Origin of the sequence: Enterococcus sp. AZ149, from assembly GCF_051714285.1 — a bacterium.
Classification (GTDB): Bacteria; Bacillota; Bacilli; order Lactobacillales; family Enterococcaceae; genus Enterococcus_D; species Enterococcus_D entomosocium.
Genome location: NZ_JBIORO010000003.1, coordinates 1 through 12,049, shown reverse-complemented (window position 1 = coordinate 12,049; position 12,049 = coordinate 1). Strand labels below are relative to the sequence as shown.

Genomic DNA, 12,049 nt, shown 5'->3' with positions numbered 1-12,049 from the left:
GTCATCAACCGTTATCAGAAGTTTTCTTGCTAAAAATTAGCAAATGTAAGACGTTTCAACATATTATTTTTTTTAAAGTTTGTTGTGTTTCGTTGAGTACCAATATTTCGCCATTTCAGTGCCGAATTCCTGATCTTGTTGTTTTTCTATCTGTTTATAGATACCTAATGCTGCTTGTCTAGGATCCTTTTGAGTAAATTTGAACACATCGTTTTTTCGTGTGGTAATCAACGGTGAATCACTATTCATTCGTTGTGCTATTACTCGTTTCTTTTGATCAAAAATCAGTTTGATTTGATCAAACACATCGTCTGTCCGACCTTCCAAGAATGCTACTTCATAGGGTTTCCCTTCCTGGTAAAATGTTGAAAATCTGATAGCATTTTCTCCTTTTAACTTCCAGCGCTGTCCGTTGAATAACTGAATAACTAATTCCTTTTTCGTGATTAATTCTTCAAGGCGAATTACATAACCCTTCGTCATATTACAACCTTCTTCCTCGTGATTCTTAACAACTTTATCCGGGCAAAGACAAACAAAAAGGAGGGAATCTCACGTAAACGTGAAATTCCCTCCTCTTGTGTTATAGCGCGCACTAACAACGTTGCAAAACACCTAAAGCCCCAAATCAATTGCTTGAATAAACAACAATCGCTTCCCCATTGCTTTAAGACAAGTATTTATCCGTAAGACTTTGTATATCGTTCTTTCCCAATTTGAGAGTTTCCTTGAGAAAAAACAAAAATTTCCAAAATCTCATGATAATTACTTGTAAGTTTGCTATAATAATGCCGTTGTAGCTTTGCTATAACATGAGGAGCAAATCCGTTCAGCAAGGGCGTTTGTTGAATGGACACCTTTGATCTCTATGACCTCTAAAAGGACTGCAATCCAGATAGGGCGAGAGGTTCATCGGTGGCTCCTTTTTGTTTGCCTTTGAAACAAGACGCACAAAAATCAGTTATTAAGTTAATTCCAAAATATCACAGTTATAAACCATATGCAATAAATTTCTAATTGTTTTTATTCACTAAATACAATTTTTTACAAGCACTATTAATATAATTTAATGCTTTTAGTTAAGGCTTAATAACTTGAATGTCACGTAAAAAATCGAATAAATTAAAAGTATTGAACATTGTGAATTCCTCCTCAATCATTATTAGATACCGGCTTCTGAAATAAGCGTACCAAATTTTTAAAATTAGACAAGTTTTTGTCAAATCGCGTTCTATAAAACGTTAAAAATGAGGAAAAATTTCGATTTTTGGAAAAAATCTCTAAAGATTTCCTTAAATTAAGAAAGGTTTTGAATTTTCTGGATAAAATAAAATTGAAAGCAATCGAGTTTTTGAGAATGAAAAAGAAAATTTCTCGTTCCGAGTTAATTGACGGAATTATTACTCAATCTTCTTACTCCAAAATAAAACATGGATCAAGGAGATTAAAAATGGATGAAACTGAAAAACTACTGTTGAGATTAAACGCGCGTAATCAAGATATTGAGGACGTTATTGGCTTAATAGAACATGAAGATCTTACAATCATTAAAGATTTCCGCGACGCCTTAGATCACCCAACTGAAGAAAAAATCTACAGTTTTTACAAAAAAATTGAAAAAAGTAAGCATCAAAAAATTGAACATTTACGTTTTTCGCTAATGATCGAAAACCACTTTCATGATCGGTATTCTGGAATCCCACCAGTAGATTACTCAGTCTTAACTAACATTTTTCATCAGGTAGCTAAAACAGACTATCTGACTACCCTTGATTATCAATTTATCGGTGACTTTACAATTTTTTTATCAGCAAATGAGCATTTATTTCAAAAAATAGTCACCAAACTAATCGATATTAAATTTTCGGAAGTATACTCTATTCAAAAAACAGTACAGTACTACCTCCCTCAAGCTTTAACAAACATTCTTGATATACTTGTTGACCAACATCAGTTTCAACAAGCAAAACAAGTTTTGTCAGTTTATAGACAATACATAGAATACTTCAATGATCATCAATACAAACTGTTGGCAGATTATTTTGAATATCGTCTAAACTATTTTTCAGCAGAGACAATTGATGATCAAAAGAAAATTCTAGACGAAATAGGTGAATTTCTAAAAACTGTACAAATCTTGTTTCCTGATATGAATCAAACCAAGCAAATAGAACAGTCATACACCAGGTTAAAAGACGGCCATTCTCTAGGAAAACCGCTATATTATTTTCGTAAAAGTTAACAAAAGAGCCGGCTATCTCGCGAAAAGGAGTTAGTCGGCTTTTATTTTGCTTTTAACATATTTTACTCTTGATAGATCAATAGTGTTTGATTTTAATTTCTGGGTCTTGTGATTTGTATATTATCTCGAACATATTTGTATTCCATAAGCCGCCTCCTACATTTTTTTATTTAGTCTATCATGAGTGGAACCAATCAAACAATGGAATTTGCGTAATAATTTACGTGATTGAGCTTAAGACATACTCATTGCAACTTTAAAACGATAAAAAAACAAGAAAAAGCGCACAATTTTCAATCAGCTGTGCGCTTTTTCTCGTATAAAGACGAACGGTCAAATATCACTTTTTTTAATAATTCTTGCTACAGTGCTTATCTCATCCTCAGATAAACGATCTACAACATCCAACAGTTTTTCGTTTCCGTCAAAATTATTCTTCACTACTTTTTTTATTTTATGACGATCTGATACGCCATGAATTTTGTTGATCATTTTCTTAGAGACAACTAGACCAGCAGTCAATCCTACTAAACTCAAGCCTAGAGTTACTTTCTTTGCTTTGTTCATGCTCATCCGCTCCTTTCTCAGTATCCTATCATTCACGTGACAGCGAAACAACAGACAATCCAATTAGACTGTCTAGTTGATCTTTCTGAAGGGATAAGATTAGGAACGCTTGTTACGACGCTCATTGCTTCGTTGATTGCTTTTCTTGACGGCCTTTGCAGCTACAACACTCGATAAAACGCCATCACCAAAAGCTTTGTTCGTTACTTTTTTTGCCGCTTTATACTTTACAGCAGACTTTAATAAACCCATTTCAGCACCTCCTTTTTTTAAGTTACTAGCTTCACTTAATAAAAGTTTACAGGAGAAATTCAAATTTTTCGTGAAGAAAAGCCGATAATTTCGCTTTCAACTCATCGATCAGGCACCAACGTCTCTATTCAATCTATTTTCGTCTTTTTTTTCCTGGGCTTCAAACTCTTCAAGAAATCCTGTTCAAGTATCAATAGCTCTTGATAAACTTTGTCCATCGACTTCCCTGAAGAAAGAGACAAGCAATAAAGGAAATCACAAGGTAGTGTTTTTACGGTTCGATTTCGAGTGATCCAGCTGGACACTGTCCCCTGCTTATACGAATGCAGCTCGCAAAATTCATCAATGGTCATCCCTAACTGCCGAATAACAAAAACGTTGACAGGATGGGGATATACGTACGTATTGATAGACATGGCCGGTAATCCTCCTTAAGCATTATTACTACGTTTGCAGTAATAATACCATACTTCAAAACAAGCAGCTAGGGGAAGACACCTAAAGCCACACCTTAGACTTTCCCCTTTTCTACCATGTTCTCAATCATCAAACAGACTCGGACCAATCATGCATGGGGATCTTAGGACCACTCTTTGGTTGCTGGTTTGCTTGTAAGACTGCCTGCCCTGCTTTTTCAATAAACCAATTTTTAACATACGTGAAAATCAGATTATCCATGCTGGTTACTGTTTCTGTTTTTTGTTTTTGATAAGCTTTTAGCAACGTATTATATAATTCGTTAGTGTTCACTCCGTATAATGGCAATTCCTCAAAGACAATTTTTGTTCGTAACACTTGTTCGGCTTTGTATTTGGCATTATGAATAATTTTTACGGTCTTCTTAGCGTCTTTCAACGTACTTGAAAATGTCTTTATTAAGGACAAAGTATTTTCAGGTACGAATGTTGCAATACTATCGTCTTGCATTAGGGTGACAAAATTTTCAAGCAATACAGCTTCTTGTTCTGCTTCTCTAGTGTCTAGTAAGTGTCTATTAGTGTCTATAGAACTAGAAGAATATAATAGATTGTCTGCGATTTTCGCAATTTCGGTTGAACCCTTGGTATTAGTGGGATTTACCGAATTTGCGATTTTCGCAATTTCGGTTGTATCGCTGTTATATTGGGTTTTTGCCGAATTTGCGATTTTCGCAATTTCGGTGACAGTTAAATTTTCCTCTTGTGAAATTTTAAAAACATCTTCAGTTGTGACTGCTGGTTTTCCGAGGTATAACATGTTTGGACAGTTTTGAAGTGTACCGTTTGAATTATTTAGGCGCCCTCTCTTTTGTTTTAACAGGCCAACTTGTTCAAGTTCTTTTTTTATCTTTGATACTTTACCTTCTCTACACTGGAGCAAGGTCATCAACTCTTGGACTGTGAATATAAAATATATATTGTCGTCTTGATCAACCCAATTATTTTTCACTGAATAATCAAACCGATCCTTTAGGAGCATATATGCAATTTTTGCATCGTTAGATAGTTCAAAATATTTCTGATTTGTAAAAAAGACTTTAGGCATTTGGTAATATTTTTCTCTATAAATTTCTTTTGATTTATAGTAATTGAAGTCTGTCATAGTTTTTCCTCTTCTCAGTACTTTATATATTTCTAACTGTCTATAATTAGCAAAGTTATGAATTTGCTTTCATCATAAGAATTCTAACAAACATTTACAATCATTTGTGAGTAAAAATGATTAAAGGCACACAAATCAAATACTTAGATTGATTTGTGTGCCTGTAATTCAAATTAAAATATGATTTTAGTATCCGTAAATCAAGGTTATTGCTACTCTGATAGTTGATAAATCAGCATTATAAATCTGATTTAAAGATACTTAAATCAAAATTATACCTGTTTTAAGTATCGTGAAATCAAATTATAGTATTTGATTAAAGTCTCAACAATCAAAAATGATTGATTTTAAGATACCTAAATCACTGCGGAATTGCTATGCAATAGGAATATACTGTGATTTAAAGGTACTTCAATCACTTATATTTGATTTAAGGATACTTCAATCAATTTTTTGTTTTGAATTTAGTATCTTTAAAATCGATTAAAGTAGCTGCCAATCAAAAAATATTCCTAACAAATAAGGATTTATTTTTGATTTTGGGGAACTTAAATCAATTTAGCAGCTACTATAATCAAATGATTATATTGAAAATAAGCTACTTAATCAAGTTTAGGGGACACCCATTTACTTTTTTGAAATTCTAACGTTTCTTGTTCTATTTCTGGAGTTATTGGCAGATAGGGGATCCCCTTTTCTTTAGCAATAGCATTCTTTTTCTCAATAGTAGGAATCACTGATTTCATATCTTCTTTATAAGCTTTGTAAAGGGAATCTCTGTCATCTCGATCAAAAGAAGATACTAGATAATCCAATGCTAAATCAATAACATCACCTTCGGACTTATTATCAAATTTCCGAGAAATTAATCTTTGTATTCTCAATTTAGTACTAATCGATACTTTGGTATTTTGATCTTTTTTTAAACGGGGATCGTTGTATTCAGCTTTTCTACCAGCTTTTCCTTTATGACTTTTATTAGGATTTTTTAGTTCCTTTTGTTTAACTATACTTTTCTCAGGTTGAATATTAGATTTTTTTTGGATTGATTTTTCTTGCAATGTATCATTGAATTTTTGTATGTTATTCATTCCATTTGATTTTGGGCGTACCTTTTTATTCGGGAATAAACTTGAATGTCTTTCAGCCATATTAATCCTCCTCAAACCATGAGATATGTTCGTTAAGTTCATCTAGAATATTAAGAAATGTATTATGAGGGTTAGCGTCTACTTTTTTTAACTCTCCATTCTTTTTGCGTTCTAGAGTTATTCCAGTTTCATCATATCTTATAAGACGAGCACTTCTAAAAACAATTGTTTTTAGCAAATTATCACCATAAAGTGCTTTCGCCTCATTGTACATATAACTTTCGGTACTAGTTTTTACGTCAAGCATAAAAGGAATAATGCCAGCTATCCCTAATTTAGTATTATATCTTTCAGTAAAAAACTCCATGTAATCGATATAGTCAGCAGCGCCACGAATTGATTTCGGCTGAGTTTGTAACATTATTGCTACGTAGTCGGCAAAATACATGGCACTTTGCACTATGGTACCTAGTGAAGGTGGTACATCAATATAAATTTCATCGTATTGATCTCTTAATGGTGATAACAAGTTATTGAAATATTCAAATTGAGCTATTTTATCATCTGGAAACTTCGACGACATAAAGTCAGAATAATCACTCATAGCAATACTTCCTGCAATAAGATCCAGATTTTCTATTAGAGGAAGAACAGCATCTTGCAATGTTCCTTCATAGAGAATGTCCCAAATTGTTTTCTTAAAGCCTTGTGTTTGATAAATGTTATTACCTAAATTATCAGCTGTAAAGCTCATGATTTCAGAAGCATTTGATTGCGGATCAAGATCGATTAGCAACGTCTTTCTCTTTCTATAATATGAGTTGACGAAAGCTAGCATTTGACTTGTAGTTGATTTCCCAACGCCACCTTTAAAATTTCCCACAACAGTTACATTAGCTGACATAAATCCCACTCCTTTGATTAAGTATCTCGTATTCAATATACTAATAATACATTAAAGTTTCTAAAATGTAAATAAGTATCTCGTAATCAAAGTAATATCTGTAAGTAGAAAGTTCATTAAAATTAGTATTTAACAATAATACTAATGATCTCGTCATAAATTTTTGATTTAAGTATCCATTAATCAAACGTAAAATTGTTTGTAAGCTACATAAATCAAACTCAAAATATATGATAAGAGAGGACAATTGAATTAAGTGACTTTCAATCAAAACATATTTTTTTATTGATAGATACCGTAATCAAATTTTTAATAAATTGTAATAAGAGTATAATTGATTAGGTATCGCTTATTCAAAAAACGATTTGAAAGAACGCTACTTAATCAATGTTTCTTAATGTAGAACTGTTTCAGGTAAAAAAAATCTGTTAGTCATCTTTAATTCAATGACTGACAGATTTTTTCTTTGATAAATTCACTTAATTTAGATATCACTGGTGTGATCTGAATCTGAAATTTGAGGATTTGCTTCATCAGGATTAGAAGGTTCTTTTGTCTCTGGTTTTTCTGCAGTAATTTCATGGATCTTAGTTTTAGCTGTGACTAACTGTTTTGAATACAAGGACAATAATTCTGGAAGTAATGTCCATAACCAGATTGCCAAACTAATAATTGTCAATAATACTATCAAATGTAACATAAATGGAACGTCAAAACCACCGAATAGGTAACTATAACTACCGCTGTTATAATTGCTTAACTGGATTAGGAAAAATTCAAATCGTATCAATGCAACTAGCCAAATCAATAATGTGAGCGTCCAAATGGACAAGAAAACTTTACGCTTATTCAATATAATGCTCTCCTTTAATTTATTTACCTAATTATATCAAATAAACGTTTTGATTTGTTTTTTATTGAGTAATATATGCAAATAAGCATTGGATTAGAGAATGCATTATTTATGCTCCTAGAATTCTTTGCTAGATTGCCACTTTGTTTGACTGTATAAGCACACATGACGTATCTCATCGTAGCCGATTTTTGTTTCTTCTATATATATCCCTAATTCGTCGAAACCTTTAATCTTGCCAATGACGTCAGGGAAATAATTGCCATTTAGGTCTCTGGCTTCCATCTGAATACAGACTAATTTATCCTTCAGTCTTGCTTCCTCCATAATTTTATTGATTTCATCCAGTTCCATTTGTGGTTTCTGGGAAGGGGAGGTTAGCCGCTTTTTATCATCCTTGTTCATTAAGTCTGTATGTTCAGACAGATAGAATCCTGCCCATTTCACCATTCCGCGATCATCGTACGAATCACCGTAACTCATTTCAATCCATCCTTTCTAATGGCCGCCGACTTTCGTACTGCGGCTAACAGCTGTCGCCCCAGGCAACAACGAACTAGCATGAATCAACGCCTTAAAGCCATACCTGCTTCTAATTTCATCACATAGGAAATCGAGCTTTTCTTGCTGAATTGTTTTTTCTGGATCAGAAAATAGATCCAGCTGTAAACTCGTCTGATAAACGAGTTTTGAACAGGATACACCGACATGCCGTACCGCATAACCAGCGTAATGTTCCTCAAACAGCTGTAGAAGGTAACTAGTGATTTGTTTCGTGTTGGACGTTGCTGGTACCTTCATTTGACGCGAAAACCCTGGTAACAACTCGCCATGGGAGTAGCCAATAGAAAGGGCGATTGATTCGGTTTGAGCATGTTCTTTTCGCAACCTTGATCCGACCAAGTCAGCCATTTCACGGATGATAATCATTACTTCTTTTTTATCTGTATAATCTTTCATAAGGATTTGAGAATTAGAAATACTCTTTTCTAGAACTTTATATTTCTTATCAATCTCGCTGCGATCGATTCCGTTTGCGTGAGCGTGCAGTTGAAGCCCAATCACACCCATGGAGGCCTTCAGTCTGGAAGGGGGGGTATTTGCAAGTTCTTCGACAGTAGTGATCCCACGTTTCCAGAGATTTTTTGCTGTACGGTGGCCAATGCCCCAGAAATCGGTCAGACTTTGGATTTTCCAAACAGTAGTAGGGACGTCCTCATAACGCCATTCTGCAATCATGTCCGGATTCTTCTTTGCTGCATTATCCAATGCAAGTTTAGCAAGCAGCATGTTATCACCAATCCCGACAGTAGTGTAGATTCCCGTTTCCTCGAGTATCCTTTGCATTAAGGCTTTTGCAAATTGCTTTGTACGACAATTGCCGTAGAGGTTTTTAACTTTGTCAAAGCGTACAAAGAGTTCATCAATACTATAAACATGAATGTCATCATCAGAAACATATCGACGAATAATATTTACGATTTTTATGTTTGTTTCGATATATAAGTTCATTCGGGGTGGCACACAAATCAAATCTTTATGATCCGGTAGCTCATATTTTCTCGTGACGTTGGAAATACCTAATTCTTTTTTTGCGGCAGGAGAGGCGGCCAAGACAAGTCCACCTGGTCGATCAGATCCAGATAATACCACTAGCATGGTCGTCAAAGGGTTTAAGCCTCTTTCTACGCATTCCACGGAGCTGTAAAAACTTTTACAGTCGATACATAAGTAATCGCCACGGGGTTCAAAACGATAATCGAAATACATAAAAAACCCTCCTTTGTCACAGTTTATTATACGAACTAATGTTCGTTCTGTAAAGAGGGAGGGACTTGTTTAAATTTTTTTTTCAGTAACTAATAGGAGTCAATGGCAATACGTACATCCATGTATTCTAAAGTGGTACAAACAAGGGGATTATCCATCGGTTTTCTTTCAAACGAGCTTAGAATTGCCCTATGACAACCAATAAATAGAAAAACAAGCGAACCGAGAGAAGGCTTCGCTTGTTTCTGATCATTTCTGTTTAATTTTATCTAGGATCACTTCAAATGTTTCAAAGGTATCTATATCTAACTGGCACAGCCAAAGTAAGTATTTCTTTTCCTTATATGTCCAGTCAACAGTGGGGTAGGGAGGTGATCAAATTATTGTATCTTGCTCTTTGTTCACTTGATGCTAGCTGCCAGCGTTTCTCAAATATTTTTTCTTCTTCCATTATTGATCCCCCAAAAAGAGCGCTGCCTGAAACTTCAATAACGGGCAGCGCAAGTCTAATTACGCAGATCTAAGCATATCATAGCAAACAAATATGAAAAAAACTTAGAAAGTTCTGAATGCTCTCCTTCTTTCAATTTGTTTTATTCTAACTATCAAATTAAGATCAAAATATTATTCTTGTTTGTTGGGACTCATAAATGAAATCACATGAATTAATGATATAACTTATTTCTTCAATATTCTGCTTTAACCTATCTAAAGAGTAAAAATGTTTATAATTCATAAACTCACGTTCGATATCGTTCATTTGGCTTAAAATTGAATTGTATAATTCAATGTTAACACCCTCAAATGCTGGAACCCGTTCTGATACAAGCATTCTGAATTCTGTAAACTCTTCAAAAAATATTTCATTAAGCAATACATATTGTGAATATAATTCTTCAGAGCTAATATTAGAATTAGAATTTTCTATTAGTTTATTAATTTCATAGAATCGTCTATCAGATAGTTCATCACTTTCAAAGTATTGTAATTGTTTCTGCAACAAGTCTATTCTTCGTTTAGTTCTCATAAATAATATACTTTGACGAGTATCGCTACGATAATAGCCCGAATAGTCTTTTATCAAATCTTTTTCATTTGAAAGTAAATATAGGAATTTTTTAGGAGAAAATATTTCCAGTCTTGCCCCTACTAATTCGTGTAGCTCTTGTTTAAGCTCGACCCGTACTCCTACTTTTTCTCCTTTTGATTTAAAGATCCAATCTTCTTTTTCATCCTCACTAACAAAAATCACTGTTTCTATATTACCATTATTCTGACAATATCTTTTGATCTCTTCCCAAAGAATCAAGTCCCCATACTGTTTATCATAAGAGTATTCTCCAAAGGTTCTTATGTCATTTTCTTTGTTGGAGTCCTTGTATCCAGGCGGAATTTTCTTAGAATATCGACTTGAGCCATCAGTAGATATAGTGTCAATTTCTTTCGGAGAAAGCGGTTCTCCAACTTTGTCCTCAAGGAGATCAGCAATTTTATATGCTGTTTCAGTATTATCTGGTATTATGTCAGTTAGTTTTTTCAAAGTATTTTCACTGAAAGCTTCCCAAAATTGATCAGTTAATTTATCAAACTCTTCTAAAACCTCTTCTCTTATGGATTGTTCGTCTGTACTTCTAATTGTTCCCCCATATTCTTCAATGTGTCTTTTGATTTCAGACTGGAAAGCAATTTTTGCATTGTCAGAGTTCATAGTCAATTTTTCAATATTTTTCTTATTTGATCTCGTTACATTTTGTCTTTCGTAATGATACTCTAATGCAGCTTGATATGGGATAAAAAGATTGTGTCTGACTCTTTCAAGTGCTGAAAAAAGTTTTTTCTGGCTTTTTTGTGAGTATCTAAAAAAATGTAATAAAACATTGGCATCTAGAACAATTAAAGCAGTATCATCTAAACTTTCGAAATCTAATTTTTTTTCTTCATAAAAAACTTTGAATTTTTTCTTCATGAGTTACCTCTTTTTGAAATATTTAAATATATAAATATTATATCACTACTAATCTCATTATAGTTTACTCTAATTTATTTTATTACTAATTATTACTCTTCAACAATATACAGACCTTCAGTGATAGCTTGTTTCTTGATACGCTTCAAGGTGGATAATGAAATATTTGTTTTCTTTTCAACTTCTCTCATACTGTTCGTTTCCATTAGATCCAAGGCGTGCCTGTATCGATCGTTCAAAACTCTCTTTGGGCGCCCTTCTTTGTAATTCTTCTTATTGGCTCTATGCCACTGCTTTCCTTCTTGAGTTCTGGTTACTATCAGGTCTCGCTCGAACTGCGCAAAGCTACCAAGCATATTCATCATCAGTGTTTGCATAGAATCTTTTTTATTCGGTTCAAACGTCAAGGCATTGTCTAAAAAAGTAACTGTCACGCCTGATTCGTTTAAAGTAGAAATAATCGAATTTAAATCAACGATACTTCTTGCTAAGCGATCGATCTTTGTTACTAAGACGAGATCACCTTCTTCTACTATTGAAAGTAGTTCTTCTAATTCTTTTCTACCTTCTTTTTTTGTACCAGTATATTTTTCACTAAAGATTTTTTCAGCACCAGCATTTTCTAATTTCAAAATTTGCGTTTTGTAATCTTGATTGCTGGTGCTGACTCTTGAATAGCCATAAATTGCCATTTTTCTCTCACACTTTCTGGACATAAGTTTCTGACACCTGTCAAAGTCAAGTATATCAAGAAAAAATATTGTGGTCAAAAACTTAAAAGTTTCTGACCACAACATTAATTCAAGATATGTCTGAAAGTTTA

At 33.6% G+C, this 12,049-nt stretch carries 13 protein-coding genes and 1 pseudogene; 1 reads left to right on the top strand and 13 read right to left on the bottom strand.

Annotated features, from left to right (window positions below; all coding sequences use genetic code 11):
- Positions 1-72: 72 nt before the first annotated feature.
- Positions 73-483 (bottom strand): hypothetical protein, encoded by a 411-nt coding sequence (locus IGI94_RS16820; RefSeq protein ID WP_438900030.1) that lies wholly within the window; start codon positions 481-483, stop codon positions 73-75.
- Between the two features lie 967 nt (positions 484-1,450).
- On the opposite strand from IGI94_RS16820, the gene IGI94_RS16815 reads away from it, so the two are divergent.
- Positions 1,451-2,242, top strand: coding sequence for a hypothetical protein (locus tag IGI94_RS16815; RefSeq protein ID WP_438900029.1), 792 nt, complete (start codon positions 1,451-1,453; stop codon positions 2,240-2,242).
- A 333-nt stretch (positions 2,243-2,575) separates the two neighbouring features.
- On the opposite strand, the gene IGI94_RS16810 is transcribed toward IGI94_RS16815, so the two are convergent.
- The 12 genes and pseudogenes from IGI94_RS16810 to IGI94_RS16755 form a co-directional block, all read right to left on the bottom strand.
- Positions 2,576-2,809, bottom strand: a complete 234-nt coding sequence (locus tag IGI94_RS16810) for a hypothetical protein (RefSeq protein WP_438900028.1) — start codon at positions 2,807-2,809, stop codon at positions 2,576-2,578.
- A gap of 99 nt (positions 2,810-2,908) precedes the next feature.
- Positions 2,909-3,061, bottom strand: a complete 153-nt coding sequence (locus IGI94_RS16805; protein ID WP_438900027.1) for a hypothetical protein — start codon at positions 3,059-3,061, stop codon at positions 2,909-2,911.
- Positions 3,062-3,189: 128 nt separating this feature from the next.
- On the bottom strand, positions 3,190-3,477 hold the full coding sequence (locus IGI94_RS16800; protein ID WP_016612503.1) for a hypothetical protein: 288 nt from the start codon (positions 3,475-3,477) through the stop codon (positions 3,190-3,192).
- A gap of 130 nt (positions 3,478-3,607) precedes the next feature.
- Complete coding sequence (locus IGI94_RS16795) at positions 3,608-4,642, bottom strand: replication initiator protein A (RefSeq protein WP_438900026.1); 1,035 nt, start codon at positions 4,640-4,642, stop codon at positions 3,608-3,610.
- A gap of 602 nt (positions 4,643-5,244) precedes the next feature.
- Positions 5,245-5,793: a hypothetical protein gene (locus tag IGI94_RS16790; RefSeq protein ID WP_438900025.1), complete on the bottom strand. Its 549-nt coding sequence runs from the start codon at positions 5,791-5,793 to the stop codon at positions 5,245-5,247.
- A 1-nt stretch (position 5,794) separates the two neighbouring features.
- Positions 5,795-6,637 (bottom strand): ParA family protein, encoded by an 843-nt coding sequence (locus IGI94_RS16785; protein ID WP_325844367.1) that lies wholly within the window; start codon positions 6,635-6,637, stop codon positions 5,795-5,797.
- A gap of 484 nt (positions 6,638-7,121) precedes the next feature.
- Positions 7,122-7,490 (bottom strand): hypothetical protein, encoded by a 369-nt coding sequence (locus IGI94_RS16780; protein WP_438900024.1) that lies wholly within the window; start codon positions 7,488-7,490, stop codon positions 7,122-7,124.
- 117 nt (positions 7,491-7,607) lie between these two features.
- Positions 7,608-7,973, bottom strand: coding sequence for a hypothetical protein (locus IGI94_RS16775; protein ID WP_438900023.1), 366 nt, complete (start codon positions 7,971-7,973; stop codon positions 7,608-7,610).
- A 15-nt stretch (positions 7,974-7,988) separates the two neighbouring features.
- On the bottom strand, positions 7,989-9,260 hold the full coding sequence (locus tag IGI94_RS16770; protein ID WP_219295141.1) for a Y-family DNA polymerase: 1,272 nt from the start codon (positions 9,258-9,260) through the stop codon (positions 7,989-7,991).
- 249 nt (positions 9,261-9,509) lie between these two features.
- Positions 9,510-9,711, bottom strand: a pseudogene (locus IGI94_RS16765) (hypothetical protein).
- A 165-nt stretch (positions 9,712-9,876) separates the two neighbouring features.
- Positions 9,877-11,226 (bottom strand): PIN domain-containing protein, encoded by a 1,350-nt coding sequence (locus IGI94_RS16760; RefSeq protein ID WP_438900022.1) that lies wholly within the window; start codon positions 11,224-11,226, stop codon positions 9,877-9,879.
- A 92-nt stretch (positions 11,227-11,318) separates the two neighbouring features.
- Positions 11,319-11,942, bottom strand: coding sequence for a recombinase family protein (locus IGI94_RS16755; RefSeq protein ID WP_438900060.1), 624 nt, complete (start codon positions 11,940-11,942; stop codon positions 11,319-11,321).
- Positions 11,943-12,049: the final 107 nt, after the last annotated feature.